Below are 15,131 nucleotides of genomic sequence, written 5' to 3'. Positions count from 1 at the left end.
GGCGGGTGTGCAGTAAACTTCGAACATATGTTCTATAAGTCGAGGTGATGCCCCATGAGTGTGATCAATGAGACCGTTGCGGTCTGGGTGACCCCGGAGGGCTCCCCCGTGCGCCTGGTCTGGCGAGCCCGCCGGTTCCGGGTGACCGACACCCCCACGCCGCTGACGGCATCGGCGTCGCTGCCCGACGAATTGCTGCATTTCCTCACCCATCCGCCCAAACCCGTGGCGGCCTGGCGGTGCCAGGGCACCGCCGATGACGGCACCTCGCTGGTCTTCGACATCCAGCACGACGACGGCCGGGGTCGCTGGCAGCTCCTGCGCACCTTCGAATAATGGGCGCGGGCGGCTCCGGCGCCTCCATTCCGCCCGACCGGATGCGGCGCTAGGCTCCCACCGACAAGGGAGGCGCCGTGAACGTCGAGAGCAATGACACCGGCAGCAGCAACACCAGCAGTACCGGCACGGGAAGCGCCGGGCCGGGCAGCACAGGGCCGGGCAGCACAGGGCACGCGGATACCGCCGGCATCGGGCACAGCGTGCAGCCGGTTCCGCCACCGCCGCCGAACCCCCGCCGGCAGTGGGAGGCGCGGATCACGTTCCTGCGCAGCCGGGCCGCTGTCGCCCGGGCGGAGGTGGCGGCCATCGAGGCCCTGCACCGCGACCCCGACACTCTGGAGGATCTGTTGTCCAACGCCTCTCCCGAGGAGGTGGCCATGGCCGAGGCCGTGGAGCACCGCATCAGTGAGCGCGTCATCGCCGCCCGACAGGTGGCCGACGCCGCCGAGGTGGACTATGAGCGAGCCCTGCTCGACGGCGCAGACCAGAGCACGGAGGACTCGGCCTAGGAGTCACCCGCCGCAGGGTCCCGGCCGCGGGGTCTTGGCCGCGTCGACCTGCCGGCCGGGCCCGTGGCGCCGGTTACGTCGTCACCCGGGTGAGCGTCGGCCAGGTGCCCGCCGCCGCCGCAGACTCGGCCTCCTTGATCAGGTGCACGGTCTTCAGGAAAGAATCCGGGTTGAGCGAGATCGAGTCGATCCCCTCCCCGACGAGGAACTGGGCGAAATCCGGGTAGTTGCTGGGCCCCTGCCCGCAGATGCCGATCTTGATGCCGGCCGCGTGCGCCTTCTCGATGGCCTGGCTGATCATCCGGGTCACGGCCTCGTTGCGTTCGTCGAAGAGGGCCGCCAGCTCCCCGGAGTCCCGGTCGACACCGAGCACCAGCTGGGTGAGGTCGTTGGAGCCGATGGAGAACCCGTCGAACCGGGTGGCGAACTGCTCGGCCAGGATCACGTTGGCCGGGATCTCGCACATCATGTAGACCTGCAGGCCGTTCTGGCCGCGCACCAGGCCGTTCTCCGCCATCACCGCGAGCACCTTGTCGGCCTCGGTCGTGGTGCGGCAGAACGGCACCATCACGATCACGTTGCTGAAGCCGATCTGCTCACGCACGCGCTTGAGCGCCCGGCACTCCAGCGCGAACCCCTCGGCGTACTTCGGGTCGTAGTACCGGGAGGCGCCCCGGAAGCCCAGCATCGGGTTCTCCTCGCCCTGCTCGAAGACGTCGCCGCCGATCAGGTGCGCGTACTCGTTCGATTTGAAGTCGCTCAGCCGCACGATCACCGGATGCGGGTAGTACGGCGCCCCCAGCTTGGCGATGCCCAGGGCCAGGGTGTTCACGAAGTACTCCCCGAGGTCGTCGTACCCGCGGGTGAGCTCGGCGATCTGGCGCCGCACGGCCGGATCGGTCACCCGCTCCGGGTGCACGAGAGCCATGGGATGGATCTTGATGAGGTTGTTGATGATGAACTCCATCCGTGCCAGCCCCACCCCCGCCGTGGGCAACCTCCACCACTCGAAGGCGGCGGCCGGGCTGGCGATGTTGACCATCACCTGGGTGCGGGTGATCGGCACCTCGCCCAGGTCGATCTCTTCGGTCTCCGAGGCCAGGATGCCGGCGTACACGAAGCCCTCATCACCCTCGGCGCAGGAGATCGTGATGGGCGCGTTCTCGGTGAGCACCTCGGTGGCGTTGCGTGTGCCGACCACGGCCGGCACGCCGAGTTCCCGACTGACGATGGCGGCATGGCTGGTGGGGCCGCCGTGGTCGGTGATGATCCCGGCCGCCCGCGTCATGATGGGCACCCAGTCGGGGTCGGTCATCTCGGTCACCAGGATCGCGCCGTCGCGGAACTTCTCGATGTCGGCGGGGTCGCGGATCACGCAGGCCGTGCCAGAGGCGATGCTGTCGCCGATGGCGACGCCGGACACCAGCACCGGCCCGCTCTCGGTCAGCCGGCTCACCGAGAACCGGGTGAGGCTCTTTTGCGAGTGCACGGTCTCCGGCCGGGCCTGCACCAGGAACAGTTCACCGGTGATCCCGTCCTTGGCCCACTCCATGTCCATCGCCCGGCCGTAGTGGTCCTCCACGATGTGCGCCCAGCGGCCCAACTGCACGATTTCGGCGTTGTCGAGCACGAAGGCCCCGCGTTCGCGCTCCGGGGTGTCGATGACCCGGGTACGCGCGCTGCCGCCCTCGGCGTAGGTCATCTTGCGATCCTTCCGCCCCAAGGTCTTCTCGATGATCGGTTCGCAGTCGGGTTCGGCAAGGAGCGCCTTGAAGACCAGGTATTTGTCGGGGTCCACAGCACCCTGCACCACGGTCTCGCCCAACCCCCAGGCGGCGCTGATCACCGCGGCGCCCGGAAAGCCGGTGTCGGTGTCGATGGAGAACATCACGCCGGATCCGGCCAGGTCGCTGCGCACCATCCGCTGCACCCCGATCGACAGAGCGACCTCGAGGTGGTCGAAGTCCTTCACCTCCCGGTAGCTGATGGCCCGGTCGGTGAACAGTGACGCGTAGCAGCGGCGGCAGGCATCGAGCAGGTCCCGCTCGCCGCTGACGTTGAGGAAGGTCTCCTGCTGGCCGGCGAAGCTCGCATCCGGCAGGTCTTCGGCCGTGGCGCTGCTGCGCACGGCCACGGGCAGGTTGGGCACCCCGGCCTCGGTCGACAGCGTGCGGTAGAACACCCGGATGTCGTCGGCAATCGCCGCGGGGAACTCCCCGGCCAGGAACGCCTCACGCAACCACAGACCGGTCTGGCGCAGCGAGGACTGGCCGGAGTGATAGCGGTCGATCTGTTCGCGGATCACGCTCTCCAGCCCGTTGTCCGCGACGAACGCGCGGTATGCGTCGGCCGTGGTGGCGAAGCCGTTGGGTACCCGCACGCCGCGGGCCGCCAACGAGCGCACCATCTCTCCCAGGGACGCGTTCTTGCCGCCGACCTGAGGAACGTCCGTCAGTCCGATGGTGTTGAACCAGACAACTTCGCGACCACGCATGAGTCCTCCCGCATTCAGAGCCGGCGCGGAATTCGCCGGCAGCGGCAACCTACTGCTCTCCGGCGGCGGCGGCTAGGAGCGTGGCGGTGGGACGGGACGCGGCCCATCGATTATCGTCGAAGGATGAACTCCACGCTGCCCCCGGTGTCCCTCCGCCCCGTGCTCGACACGGACACCGCCCAGTTGCTCGAACTCAACAGCGCCGCGGTGCCGGCCGTCAACGACCTCGACGTCGACGAACTCACGGCGCTCCTCGCGGCCAGCCACAGCGCCGTCGCCGTCACGACCGACACCGAACCGGGCACCGTGCTGGGCTTCGTGGTCCTCTTCGCCGCCGGCGCCGACTACGCCAGCGAGAACTACCGGTGGTTCTCCCGCCGCACCGACTCCTTCCTCTACGTCGACCGAATCATCGTGGCGCCGGATCACCGCGGCCTCGGCCTCGGTGCGCACCTCTATTCGGCGGTCTTCGACGCCGCGCGGGCCCTGAACACCGACGTGGTGTTCTGCGAGGTCAACCTGCGGCCGGCCAACCCCGAGTCGTTGGCCTTCCACGACCGTCTGGGCTTCACCGAGATCGGCCAGCAGGCCACGAAAAATGATTCCGTGCTGGTGTCGCTGCTCAGCGCCGACGTCTCGCAGGTGCGTTCGGCACCGCCCGAGTAGCCGGCCGGGATACGCTGAGCCACATGAAGCACGCCAGCGCCGGCACCGGCACCGACCTCCCGCCCGGCCTCGACGGCTGGGCGGGAGGGCAGCGCTGGTTTGCCGGCAAGGGCCACAGCCCGCAGCTGACAAGCATCGGCCAGTGGGCACTGCCCAGCACCGAGCCGGGCGTGCGCATTCGGTGCCATCTGGTGCTGGACACCGCCAGCCGGTTCTCGACGGTCTACCAGTTGCCGCTGACCGAGCGTGCGGCTCCGCTGTCCCAGACCGGACCGAACGAGTCCGGCTCTGCGGCCCTGATCGCGCAGGTCACCGGCCCCGACGGGCTCCCCCGCTACGTATACGACGCCACCCACGACCCCGCCTACGCGGCGGCCCTGCTGGACTTCGTCCTGTCCGGCGGGACGGCACCGGCCGGCGACGCCGCCGGCATGAACGCGCGGGGCGAGACGATTCGCACCGCGGCCGCCGGTGGCCTGCGCGGGCTCACGGTGGTGGCCAGCCGGGTCCTGAGCGGGGAGCAGTCGAATACCTCGATCATCGTCGACCTCGCCGACGCTGACGGCCGGCCCGGCCGCCCGGTGATCTGCAAGGTGTTCCGGGTGGTGGCCGACGGCCAGAACCCGGATGTGTCGGTGCAGTCAGCCCTCGCCCTGGCCGGCTCCAGGTTCGTGCCAGAGCCCGTGGGCGCGGTGTGGGCCGAGTGGACCGGTCCGCTCGCAGCGACCCGGAGCAGCGGCCACCTGGCCTTCGTGCAGGAGTTCCTGCCCGGGGTCGAAGACGCGTGGCGGGTCGCTCTGGACGCAGCGGCCGTCGGCGAGGACTTCTCCGGCCCGGCGCGGGCCCTGGGGGCGGCCACGGCAGCGGTGCACCGGGACCTGGCCCGGGTGTTCCCCACGGTCGAATCCACGCCCGACGTCATCGACCAGCTCTGCTCAACGATGCGGGAGCGGTACCGCCAGGCCGCGCGTGAGGTGCCGGAACTGGCCCAGCACAGCGAGGCGGTGGCGGCCGCGTTCGCCCGCGCCCAGGCGGTGTCCTGGCCCCGCCTGCAGCGCATCCACGGCGACTATCACCTTGGGCAGGTCCTCGATGCACCCGGACGCGGCTGGGTGCTGATCGACTTCGAGGGCGAACCGCTGCGGCCGCTGGACGAACGTACCCTGCCGGACATGCCGCTGCGGGACGTGGCCGGCATGCTGCGGTCGTTCTCCTACGTGGGCGCGACCATCGCCAGCCGCCACCCGGCCGCCGGTCCCGCAGCGCTGGCCTGGGCGACGAACGCCCGAGCCGCGTTCCTGCAGGGGTATCGGGCGCTGGGCGGCGATTCGTTCACCGGCCAGGAGCCGTTGCTGGCCGCGTTCGAGCTCGACAAGGCCATCTACGAAAGCGTCTACGAGTCCCGGAACAGGCCGTCCTGGCTACCCATCCCGCTGCTGGCCGTCGCCGGTCTGGTCGACGACGCCGCGAGGACACCGCTCACCCTCGAGGGCGTGCCCCTCGAACCGCGCGGCCCGCAGCAGCCGGCCACCTCCCGCACGCCCTAACGGTCGTCCGCCGACACCTCGGTGAACAGGGCGCCCTGGGCCGCGGCCGAACCGGAGGCGCCGCCACCGCGGCCGCGCAACAGGAATGCCAGGCCAACGGCGGCGACCGCCCCGGCGAGCGGGCCGGCCAGGTACACCCAGTAGTCCGTGAAGTCCCAGCCGACAAGGTCGGGTCCGAAGGTCCGGGCCGGATTCATCGACGCTCCGGAGAGAGGGCTCCCCCAGAGACCCGCAAGAACGATGTAAGCGCCGACGCCGAACGCGCCGAACAGGCCGACGTTCTGGGCGCCGGACGCCGTGCCGAGAATGACGCTCACCAGGCCGAGGGTGAGAATGGCTTCCATCCAGAAGGCGGCCCAGGTGGAGTAGCCGCTGGCCGGATAGTTGGACCCGGCGGTGGCCGAGACGCCGATCACAGCCTTGAGCACGAGGGCGGCGAGAGCGGCTCCGGCCAGCTGCACGACGATATAGCCAGGAACCCGCCACCAGGGGAAGTCACCGCGGAGCGCGAAGGCGATGCTGACGGCGGGATTGAGGTGGGCGCCGGACACCTTGCCCATGAACAGGATCACCCCGAGGACCATCAGCCCGGGCGCGGTGACGGCCGCCCCGCGGTCGATCACGCCGGGGAACGCCTGGCCCATCATGCCACCGCCGGCCGCCACGAGCACGAGGAGGAACGTGCCGTACAGCTCGGCGAAGAGCCGGCGCCACTCCTGTCGGGGATCGGAGAAGTCCTGGATGCGGGTAAGAACGGATTTCGGAACGAGTTCGGTCGTCTGGCTCATCTGCTGCTCCCGTCAGCGAGCGGAGCGGACCTCCGCACGCTGGGGAACATACCCGCAGAGGAGACGGAACGCGAAGCCCCTGCCCCACCCGATCAGGACCGCTTCTTGAGCTCCGGGAACTGGTCGTCGCGCCACTCTTCGGCCAGCCGCACGTTCGCGGCAGCCGCATCGTTCTCCCTGGCCCGCAGCTCCACCCGGCGGATCTTGCCCGAGTTGGTCTTGGGCAGCTCGAAGAACTCCACCCGGCGCACCCGCATGTACGGCGGCAGCCCGTTGCGGGCGTGACGCAGCACGGCCAGCGCCGTCTCGGCATCCGGTGCCCAGCCGGCTGCCAGCGCCACGTAAGCCTTGGCGATGTTCAGACGGGTGTCGTCGGGCGCAGGCACCACGGCGGCTTCCATCACGGCTGGGTGTTCGATCAGCACGCTCTCCACCTCGAACGGCGAGACCTTGTAGTCCGACGATTTGAAGATGTCGTCGGTGCGTCCGATGAAGGTCAGGTAGCCGTGTTCGTCGCGGTTGGCGACGTCGCCGGTGTGGAAGTACCCGTCCCGCAGCACCTCGGCGCTGCGCGCGATATCACCGTGATACCCCGACATCAGGTTCACCGCGAGCGCGGAGAGGTCCAGGCAGATCTCACCCTCTTCGGTCAGCTCCCCCGTGATCGGGTCGACCAGGACCACGGCCACTCCGGGCAACGGCAGCCCCATCGACCCTGCCTTCAGGCGCGAGCCGGGCACGTTGCCCACGATCGCGGTGGTCTCGGTCTGGCCGTAGCCGTCCCGGATGGTCAGGCCCCAGGCGCGCTGGATCTGGCTGATCACCTCGGGGTTGAGCGGCTCCCCGGCCGAGAGGATCTCGCGGAGGTTCGCCGGCTTGGCGCCGACATCCGACTGGATCAGCATCCGCCACACCGTCGGCGGCGCGCAGAACGTGCTCACGGCGGCGCGGTGCAGCTGGTGCGCCAGAGCGGCTGGATCGAACCGCGAGTAGTTGTAGATGAAGACCGTGGCCTCGGCGATCCACGGTGAGAAGAAGCAGCTCCAGGCGTGCTTGCCCCACCCGGGCGAGCTGATCGCCAAGTGCACGTCGCCGGGGCGCAGACCCAGCCAGTACATGGTGGTGAGATGCCCGACCGGATACGAGGTCTGGCTGTGCACGACCATCTTGGGCTTGCTCGTAGTGCCCGAGGTGAAGTAGATCAGCGACGGGTCGTCGGAGGAGACGGGGACGTCGACCTTGCCCGTGGTCGCCCGCAGGGAGTCGGCGTAGTCGGTCCAGCCGGCGGCCGGCTCACCGACGCAGATGCGGGAGAACGTGCCGTCGACGCCGTCGAACTTCGCGGTGTCCGACGTGTTGGCGATCACGTGGTGCACGTCGGCGCGCAGCACCCGGTCGGCCAGATCGGTCGTGCCGAGCACCGTCGAGGTGGGCAGGATGACCGCGCCCACCTTCATGATGGCGAGCATGGTCTCCCACAGCTCCACCTGGTTGCCGAGCATGAGCATCACGTGGTCACCCTTCTGCACCCCGTGGGTGAGGAGCCAGCTGGCGACCTGGTCGGAGCGGGTGACCATCTCGTCGAAGCTCACCTTGAGTTCGCGGCCGTCTTCTTCGACGATCCACAGAGCGGTCTTGTCGTTTCCAGTGCCGATCACGTCGAACCAGTCGACCGCCCAGTTGAAGCGTTCACCCACGTCGGGCCAGACGAAGGCTGCGGATGCACCCGGGTGATCGCTGCGCAGCTCGAGGAGCTGGTCGCGGGCGCGGCGGAAGTTGGTCGTGCTCGTGCGCTCAGTCATCCCTCCATCATCCTCACCGATGGATGCCTGCAGCGGCATGAATGACCAGGCTTCCTGAGAATTCGTGCAAGAGCTTGCATTCGGGCGCAGGCGGGTGAGACTCAGGACATGGCAGTCGCAGCCCCCGTCTCTCCCATGCTCGCCCGTGCGGTGGACACCGTGCCCGAGCCGGACAGCGTGCCCGGCGGCCTGAGCTACGAACCCAAGTGGGACGGCTTTCGCAGCATCGTCTCCTTCGACGGCTCCGTGAGCGCCATCGGAAGTCGGGGATCCAAAGTGCTGACCAGGTATTTCCCCGAACTCACCTACGCGTTCGAAGATCTATTGCCCGAGCCATGCGTGCTCGACGGGGAGATTGTGCTGCGCACGGGCGAACCCGGCCGTGAGCACCTGTCCTGGGAACAGCTCTCCCAGCGCATCCACCCGGCGGCAAGCCGGGTGCGGCGCCTCGCCGACGAAACCCCGGCCACGTTCGTGGCTTTCGACATTCTCGCCCGGGGGTCCACCAGCCTGCTGGATACGCCTTTCGAGCAGCGCCGCGCGATCCTCGAAGGCCTGGTCGGCAGCCTGGGTGACCCGATCCACCTCACCCGCACCACGCGCGACGTGGCACTGGCCAGGCGCTGGCTGGTCGAGTTCGAGGGCGCCGGCCTGGACGGGGTGGTCGCCAAGCCCCTCGCGGCGGCGTACGCGCCGGGCAAGCGGCTGATGTTCAAGGTCAAGCACCACCGCACGGCCGATGTGGTGCTGCTCGGCTACCGTACGCATGTGAGCGGCAACGGGGTGGGGTCGCTGCTGCTCGGCCTCTACGACGCCGACGGCGAGTTGCGCAACGTGGGTGGTGCATCCGCGTTCAGTGATGCCCGCCGTCTGGAGCTTGTCGAGGAGCTTGAGCCGTTGGTGCTGCGCGACGAGACGGGCGCCGTGGTCACCGGCGAGACCGAACGCAACAGGTTCTCGCAGAACAAGGACACCTCGTTTGTGCGGCTGAGACCCGACCGGGTGCTCGAGGTGCGCTACGACCACATGGAGGGCGAGCGGTTCCGGCACACCGTGCACTTCGATCGGTGGCGGCCCGACCGGGAACCCCGCTCGTGCACCTTCGACCAGTTGGAGCGTCCGATCGCGTACGACCTCGGCCAGGTCCTGGACTAGAGGCCGGGGTCGTCCACGTCAGTCCAGCAGCAACCGCCGCACCTCCGACTCGGCTGACGCTGTGCGGGCGGGGTCGATGGTCCGACCCATGTTGTAGGCATCCACCACCCGAGGATCTACGTAGCTCGACCGGGCGATGGTGGGCGTGTTGCCGAGGACATCGGCGGCGGCGTTCATGGCCGTGGTCAGGGCGCGACTGCGGGCTCTGGCGGTGGTTTCGGCGCCCGTTCGGGCCAGACTCACCGCCGCGGCCACCGTACCGCGCAGGGTGCGGAAGTCCTTGGCGGAGAAGTCTCCGCCGGTGCGATCCTTGATGAACTGGTTCACGTCGGAGGCCGACACCGTGCGCACCGTGTCGTCGTCGATCCAGGTGAGCAGTACCCGCTCGGGGTCATCGACGTAGTCGGGGTCCACCGAACCCAGCAGACGGTCCTGGTCACGCACGTAGCCGGCCACGTCGGCATCCACCAAAATACTCGACCAGGACTGTCCACTCTTTGCGGGAAACTCGAAAACGACCGTGTCGCCGGTCACCCGCACATGCGAGCGCAGCAGCGTGGACAGGCCGTGGCTGCCGTTCTCCTCGGCGTACCGCTCACTGCCGATCCGCAGGGCACCCTGGTCAAGGATGCGGAACGCGGCGGCCAGCGCCCGATCCCGGGACTCGTCGGCCGACGACGGCGTGCGGCGCAGGCTCCGGGTGACATAGCCGCGCGCCGCGGGCAGTGACTGCGCCAGCTCGAGCGCGCGGGCGAACTTCACCCGGTCTTGCCGGGTGTGCCAGTCCGGGTGGTACTGGTACTGACGGCGGCCGGCGGCATCGACGCCGGTGGCCTGGATGTGGCCGTTGGGATACGGGGCGATCCAGACATCCGTCCAGGCCGGCGGGATCACGAGCGCGGTGAACCGGGCGCGCAGCTCGGGGTCGCTCACCGTGCGCCCGTCGGCATCCCGGTAGCTGAATCCGCGGCCTGAGCGGCGCCGGGTGTACCCCACCCCCGCTGTGTTGCTGCGCCGCAGGCGCACCAGCCGCTTCCGGCCGGAGGCGGTCTGGACAACCTGCACGTTCGACGACATCGTCAGCTCCCACCCACTTCTGCCGTGCCAGGTCACGACGCCCATTCAGGCTAAGCGAGGGTGCGCCTCCGGGCAACCCGGCCGCCGTCCGCGCGCTCGACGTAACTTCCGGTCGTATTCCGGTGCCGGCCACTGGCGCTGTCTAGGGTTGCAACACCTCGACCGGATCTCCCACCCCCGTGGCGTCGACACGCTCGCAGCGGCCGCCGCCGGCCGCTACTTCGTGGTGCCCACGACAGGTCGGGACGGGCGAGGACGCAGCACCATCACAGCACGGCCCATCACCTGAAAGCACCATCACCGAACAGAAGGAGACACCATGACCCACACCGAGCAGCTCGGCGTCAGCACCGCTCACACCGACGGCTCCTCCGCCGGTCGGTGGGCCGGCTCGCCGCAACCGTCATCGGCAGAGCAGTGGCTGGCCCGGGCCAGGGAAGTCTCGGACATCCTGATCGTCGACGCCGTCGACCGTGACCGCGCCAATCTGACGCCCCATGCCGAGGTGCGCCTCCTCAAGGACTCCGGTCTGGTGACCCTGCTCGGCCCGGTCGCTCACGGCGGCGGTGGTCAGAGCTGGGAAACCGCCTACCAGGTGATCCGAGTCGTCGCGCGTGGGGACGGTTCCATCGGCCAGTTGCTCGGCTACCACTACCTGTGGGCGTGGGCCGCCCGCCTCGTCGCCACCGCCGAGCAGATCGCGGCCGTCGAGGAGCTCTACACCAGGAATAACTTCCTGTTCGGCGGCGCCGTCAATCCCCGCGACTCGGACCTGTCTGTGCGAGAGGACGGCGAGGAACTGGTCTTCTCCGGGCATAAGTCGTTCTCCACCGGGGGCGAGGTGGCCGACCTCACCGTTCTGGAAGGGGTTCTCGACGGCACCGACACGCACATCTTCGCTATCGTGCCCACCAGCCAGCCCGGGATTGTCTTCGGCGGAGACTGGGACAATCTCGGCCAACGCCTCACCGAGTCCGGCTCTGTGGAGATCCGCCAGGTGCGGGTGCCATGGTCCGACGCCGCCGGGTTCGTGGACAAGGTCTTCCAGCCGCTGGTCTACAACACGCTCAACGTACCCGCCATCCAACTGGTTTTCACGAACTTCTACCTGGGTATCACCCAGGGCGCCCTCGAGACGGCGGCGGAATACACCCGCAGTTCCACCCGCGCGTGGCCCTACGGCGGTGACAACAAGGAACGGGCGACCGACGAGTGGTACCTCCTCGAGGGCTACGGGCAGCTGCGGTCGAAGCTCTGGGCGGACGAGGCCATCGCGGATCGGGCCGGCGCCGAGATCAGCCGGGTGTTGCACGAGCCCCGGGAAGACCTGAGCCCAAGGCGGCGCGGCGAGATCGCCGTGCTCATCGCCGCCGCCAAGCTCCGCGCCATCGAAGACGGCCTGGAGACCACGAGTAAGATCTACGAGTTCACCGGCGCACGGGCGTCGGCGAACACGGTGGGGCTGGACATCTTCTGGCGCAATCTGCGAACGCACAGCCTGCACGATCCCGCCGCCTACAAGAAGCGCGAGGTGGGCCAGTACGTGCTGCTCAACGAGGTGCCCGAACCCAGCTGGTACACCTGATCAGTCCTTGCGGCCACCGATGAAGTAGGCGATCGGGCCGGCGTAGTTGATGGCGATCACGGCGGCCCACACACCCTTGGGCCCATTGACCTTCTTGGCCGGTCGATGGGCCAGGTCGCTCCAGGCCAGGCCGGCGAGGACCACTTGCACGATGCCCCCGGCCACCACACCGAACCGCTGGGCTCCGCTCATATCGCTCCACTTTCGCTGCGCCATGGTGCTCTCCCGTCGTCATCGCGTCTGCCTCGGTCGGCGGCCCGCGCTCCTCGCATCATGCCACCGGCATGGCCGTCCGGCGAGCCGCGGTGCGGCGCGGCACGGCTGCCGGTCCCGACGGTGGCGCACGTGGGTGCCGAACGGCAGAAGTGTCGTCTTCGGGTGGCTCGCGTGCCGCCTAAGCTGGTTCTCCCCACCACGCGCGAACGGACGCGGGTGCCCGTGAAAGAAAGCCACCATGCACGCCGAGATCACCACGCTTCCACCACTCGTGTTCGGCGAACCGGGCGAGTTCCGCGAACTCATGGTGGCCCTGGTCATGAGCGGCGCGAAGACCGGCTCGTCCAACCTGCGCGTCGCCTATGAGATGACCGGTGAGACGCTGCCCGAAGCCGGCTCGCGGTACGCACTGGTCGATTCGGGTGACTTCCGGGTCGCCGTGATCGAGGTTCTCGAGGTGGTCGAGACCACAGCAGCCGAGGCCACCCTGGAGCTGGCCCGGCACGAATCCCCCACGCTCGAACACTGGCGCACGGTGCACCGGGACTACTGGGAAACTCTGGTTCCCGCCATCCGCAGGCACCTCGGTGACCCGGACTGGCAGCTGACGGATGCCGAACCCGTGATCAGCAAGGTCTTCAGGGTCGTCTGAGCCCGGCGGAGTCGCCGCACGACTGCGCTACCCGGCCCGCCGGGATGCCGCGGCGATGCCTGCCACAACGAGCAGCAGACCGATACCCACAACGGCGGTGAGCAGCCAGGTGACCAGGTCGAGTTCGCCCGGCACCAGCTCGCGCGCCGCGACAAACGCCGCAAGGGCGAGCATCAACGCGCCCCACAGCATGGTCGAGAACAACGGCCGGCGCCGGGGCGCCGGTTCTGCCGCCGCAGGTGCCGCCGGCTGGGGCGTGGGAGCGGCACCGGTGGCCGCCGTGCCGGTCTGCGTCGTGCTGGTGGGGTGCGCACTGGTCGGTGCCGTACTGGTGGCGGACGTGCTGTATGCGGCGGTGTCTGGCTCCGTCTCCGCGGATGCGTGCGAATCCGGGTGGGCATCGGCGCTCGGGCTGCCGGCCGGGATGCCGCTGGGGCCGCTGTCGGGGGTGTTGTCGGGGCTGCTGTTGAGACTGGTCATGGTCTTCTCCTACCGTTCTACGGGCTGGTTGATGGTGACCTGGCCGAAGAGCATCCAGACCCGGACCGTGGTCACGCCGATTCCGGCGCCGTCCGCCACCACCTGCGAGTCGTGGAAGAGCACACCACCCCGGTCGAGGTCGTTACTGGTGCCGTAGTCGATCCCGCCGGCGAGGCTGCTGGCCTCTACGACCACGGTGCGGTTGTCGGGAAGTACGAGTTCCACGTCGCCGAAGGCGGTCCAGACGTCGACCTCGCGGGATGTGCCTGACGGCGCGGTGTCGAGGTCAGTGAGGTCGATGGTGGGTGCGCCGGCGATCATCGCGAAACCTGTGGGGCTCTCGGTGCTGTACTGCCAGGTGGGGTCGCCGAAGGTGGCAACGTCTGTTCCCGCAGGAATGAATGCTGTCCAGGCCAGGGAGACCGCCAGCACGATGCTGAAGAAGGTGAGCCAGCCGCCCTCCTTGCCCCGGACCCCGGCGATCACGATTCCCAGGGCGATGACGGCGAGCGCGGCGGACGCGCCCACCAGGAACGCGCTGTTCGACCAGGAGCCATCTGCGACGAAGGACGCGGCCACGGCGCCGACACTCAGGGCGATTCCGCTGACGACGGCGATGTAGCCGGCGCCCAGGTGCTTGCGGCGGTGCAACGCCCGGTACCGGTCGGGGTCGAAGGGTCGGGCGGTGTCTGCGGGATCGTAGCCGGCTGACCAGGAACCGGCCGACCTGTGGCCGGAGGCGGACGCGGCTGCGCCGTACGGCGCTGATCCGTATGGCGCAGATCCGTACGGCGCAGTGCCGGCGGAAGCCGATCCTGCCTGGGCACCACGACCGGTCAGGTCGTCCCAGAGCGAGGGGCCCGTCGGAGGCGTACTCCCGGTGACGGGCGGCACCGGGACAGTGGGGGCCGCGGTCGAGTCAGTAGGGGCCGAAGCCGCCGGTGGTTCGGGCACCGGCGGGATGGGCGGGACGAAAGATGCGGTGGGGCGAGCGGCGGGGTACGTGGTGGGCGCGGAGTCGGTCGGGAGTGTCCGGGCCGGCTGGGCAGGTGTTCCGGCGCCGGCGGTCGCGTCGGATGCCGCGCTCGGCTGCGGTGCGTTGCCGGGCTGCGGTGCACTGCCGTACTGCGGTGCACTGCCGTACTGCGGTGCACTGCCGTACGGCGACGGCTGCGGAGAAGCGCTGCCGTAGCCGGCGGCGGTCCGGCCGCGCGGTGACGGCACCCGCTTGGCGATGTAGATCACCAGGAGGATGATGCCCACCGTGAGCCCGATGGCCCAGCTGGTGCGCAACAGCACCTCGAGCCATCCGGGCATGCCCCACGCCTCGGGCGGACCCTGCCACCAGATGCCCTGCATCCAGGGGATGAAGGTGAAGAACAGGAGCACGCCGACGGCGATCATGGCCGGCTCGAATACCTGGCGTACGGCCTTCTCGACGAGGCTTTGCCCGGATTCGTCGGGCATCAGGGCCCAGCCGACGGCGTAGAGGAAGAAGATCGGCCCACCGAGGATCGCGATGACGACGGCAATGCCGCGCACGACCAGCGGGTCGAGACCGGTGCGGGACGCGATCGCCCCGCACACGCCGGCCAGCCAGCGGTCCCGGCCGCGCACGAAGCCGAGGCCTCGCACCCAGTCGAAGAACGCGGCGCCGCCGGGCGGCGTGGGCTGGCCGGTGTTTCCGTAGGCGGAACCCGATGTGGTGGTGGACCCTGCTTCTGTCATGGCTCCATACTCCCGCGCCCCGCGGCACGGCGGCCATGGGGGAAGACCCTGATTGCACCCTGACCCTGCGAATCAGGGTGCGACCGGCAACTC

At 69.2% G+C, this 15,131-nt stretch carries 14 protein-coding genes; 7 read left to right on the top strand and 7 right to left on the bottom strand.

Translation table 11 applies throughout. The features are described from left to right. The first annotated feature begins 54 nt into the window (after positions 1-54). Positions 55-336 carry a hypothetical protein gene (locus KY500_RS05195; protein WP_066594818.1) on the top strand — a complete coding sequence of 94 codons (282 nt, stop codon included), beginning with the start codon at positions 55-57 and terminating at the stop codon, positions 334-336. 77 nt (positions 337-413) lie between these two features. Continuing rightward, positions 414-848 carry a hypothetical protein gene (locus tag KY500_RS05190; RefSeq protein ID WP_219902622.1) on the top strand — a complete coding sequence of 145 codons (435 nt, stop codon included), beginning with the start codon at positions 414-416 and terminating at the stop codon, positions 846-848. A gap of 73 nt (positions 849-921) precedes the next feature. Here KY500_RS05190 and ppsA read toward each other — a convergent pair whose 3' ends face one another. Next, entirely contained in the window at positions 922-3,342 is a 2,421-nt protein-coding gene (gene ppsA, locus KY500_RS05185) for a phosphoenolpyruvate synthase (protein WP_219902621.1), read from the bottom strand. Between the two features lie 123 nt (positions 3,343-3,465). Between ppsA and KY500_RS05180 the strand changes: the two genes are divergently transcribed. Together KY500_RS05180 and KY500_RS05175 are read left to right on the top strand one after the other, a co-directional pair. After that, on the top strand, positions 3,466-4,008 hold the full coding sequence (locus KY500_RS05180) for a GNAT family N-acetyltransferase (protein ID WP_219902620.1): 543 nt from the start codon (positions 3,466-3,468) through the stop codon (positions 4,006-4,008). Between the two features lie 23 nt (positions 4,009-4,031). Then, positions 4,032-5,555, top strand: coding sequence for a phosphotransferase (locus KY500_RS05175; protein ID WP_219902619.1), 1,524 nt, complete (start codon positions 4,032-4,034; stop codon positions 5,553-5,555). Here KY500_RS05175 and KY500_RS05170 read toward each other — a convergent pair. Continuing rightward, on the bottom strand, positions 5,552-6,343 hold the full coding sequence (locus KY500_RS05170; protein WP_219902618.1) for an MIP/aquaporin family protein: 792 nt from the start codon (positions 6,341-6,343) through the stop codon (positions 5,552-5,554). The genes KY500_RS05175 and KY500_RS05170 overlap by 4 nt on opposite strands. A gap of 92 nt (positions 6,344-6,435) precedes the next feature. Continuing rightward, on the bottom strand, positions 6,436-8,145 hold the full coding sequence (locus tag KY500_RS05165) for an AMP-binding protein (RefSeq protein WP_219902617.1): 1,710 nt from the start codon (positions 8,143-8,145) through the stop codon (positions 6,436-6,438). A gap of 108 nt (positions 8,146-8,253) precedes the next feature. Between KY500_RS05165 and KY500_RS05160 the strand changes: the two genes are divergently transcribed. After that, positions 8,254-9,300: an ATP-dependent DNA ligase gene (locus tag KY500_RS05160; protein ID WP_219902616.1), complete on the top strand. Its 1,047-nt coding sequence runs from the start codon at positions 8,254-8,256 to the stop codon at positions 9,298-9,300. Positions 9,301-9,318: 18 nt separating this feature from the next. On the opposite strand, the gene KY500_RS05155 is transcribed toward KY500_RS05160, so the two are convergent. After that, the gene (locus tag KY500_RS05155; RefSeq protein WP_255579810.1) at positions 9,319-10,377 is read right to left on the bottom strand and encodes a DNA topoisomerase IB; all 1,059 of its coding nucleotides are present in this window, start codon (positions 10,375-10,377) and stop codon (positions 9,319-9,321) included. Positions 10,378-10,696: 319 nt separating this feature from the next. Here KY500_RS05155 and KY500_RS05150 point away from each other — a divergent pair, with 319 nt between their 5' ends. Next, positions 10,697-11,962, top strand: coding sequence for an acyl-CoA dehydrogenase family protein (locus KY500_RS05150; protein WP_219902615.1), 1,266 nt, complete (start codon positions 10,697-10,699; stop codon positions 11,960-11,962). Here KY500_RS05150 and KY500_RS05145 read toward each other — a convergent pair whose 3' ends face one another. Next, on the bottom strand, positions 11,963-12,178 hold the full coding sequence (locus KY500_RS05145) for a hypothetical protein (RefSeq protein ID WP_219902614.1): 216 nt from the start codon (positions 12,176-12,178) through the stop codon (positions 11,963-11,965). A 238-nt stretch (positions 12,179-12,416) separates the two neighbouring features. Between KY500_RS05145 and KY500_RS05140 the strand changes: the two genes are divergently transcribed. Next, positions 12,417-12,830 (top strand): ASCH domain-containing protein, encoded by a 414-nt coding sequence (locus KY500_RS05140; RefSeq protein WP_219902613.1) that lies wholly within the window; start codon positions 12,417-12,419, stop codon positions 12,828-12,830. Positions 12,831-12,857: 27 nt separating this feature from the next. On the opposite strand, the gene KY500_RS05135 is transcribed toward KY500_RS05140, so the two are convergent. Continuing rightward, positions 12,858-13,310, bottom strand: a complete 453-nt coding sequence (locus KY500_RS05135; protein ID WP_219902612.1) for a hypothetical protein — start codon at positions 13,308-13,310, stop codon at positions 12,858-12,860. A gap of 9 nt (positions 13,311-13,319) precedes the next feature. Next, positions 13,320-15,038, bottom strand: a complete 1,719-nt coding sequence (locus KY500_RS05130) for a PspC domain-containing protein (RefSeq protein WP_219902611.1) — start codon at positions 15,036-15,038, stop codon at positions 13,320-13,322. Between the last annotated feature and the right edge of the window lie 93 nt (positions 15,039-15,131).

Source organism: Cryobacterium sp. PAMC25264 (assembly GCF_019443325.1).
Classification (GTDB): domain Bacteria; phylum Actinomycetota; class Actinomycetes; order Actinomycetales; family Microbacteriaceae; genus Cryobacterium.
This window is presented reverse-complemented; position numbering and strand designations above follow the sequence as displayed.

Excerpts from the sequence above, each read along its gene's own strand:
- KY500_RS05195 (WP_066594818.1), top strand. The coding sequence starts at position 55 with ATGAGTGTGATCAATGAGACCGTTGCGGTCTGGGTGACCCCGGAGGGC.
- ppsA (WP_219902621.1), bottom strand. The coding sequence starts at position 3,342 with ATGCGTGGTCGCGAAGTTGTCTGGTTCAACACCATCGGACTGACGGAC.
- KY500_RS05180 (WP_219902620.1), top strand. The coding sequence starts at position 3,466 with ATGAACTCCACGCTGCCCCCGGTGTCCCTCCGCCCCGTGCTCGACACG.
- KY500_RS05175 (WP_219902619.1), top strand. The coding sequence starts at position 4,032 with ATGAAGCACGCCAGCGCCGGCACCGGCACCGACCTCCCGCCCGGCCTC.
- KY500_RS05170 (WP_219902618.1), bottom strand. The coding sequence starts at position 6,343 with ATGAGCCAGACGACCGAACTCGTTCCGAAATCCGTTCTTACCCGCATC.
- KY500_RS05165 (WP_219902617.1), bottom strand. The coding sequence starts at position 8,145 with ATGACTGAGCGCACGAGCACGACCAACTTCCGCCGCGCCCGCGACCAG.
- KY500_RS05160 (WP_219902616.1), top strand. The coding sequence starts at position 8,254 with ATGGCAGTCGCAGCCCCCGTCTCTCCCATGCTCGCCCGTGCGGTGGAC.
- KY500_RS05155 (WP_255579810.1), bottom strand. The coding sequence starts at position 10,377 with ATGTCGTCGAACGTGCAGGTTGTCCAGACCGCCTCCGGCCGGAAGCGG.
- KY500_RS05150 (WP_219902615.1), top strand. The coding sequence starts at position 10,697 with ATGACCCACACCGAGCAGCTCGGCGTCAGCACCGCTCACACCGACGGC.
- KY500_RS05145 (WP_219902614.1), bottom strand. The coding sequence starts at position 12,178 with ATGGCGCAGCGAAAGTGGAGCGATATGAGCGGAGCCCAGCGGTTCGGT.
- KY500_RS05140 (WP_219902613.1), top strand. The coding sequence starts at position 12,417 with ATGCACGCCGAGATCACCACGCTTCCACCACTCGTGTTCGGCGAACCG.
- KY500_RS05135 (WP_219902612.1), bottom strand. The coding sequence starts at position 13,310 with ATGACCAGTCTCAACAGCAGCCCCGACAACACCCCCGACAGCGGCCCC.
- KY500_RS05130 (WP_219902611.1), bottom strand. The coding sequence starts at position 15,038 with ATGACAGAAGCAGGGTCCACCACCACATCGGGTTCCGCCTACGGAAAC.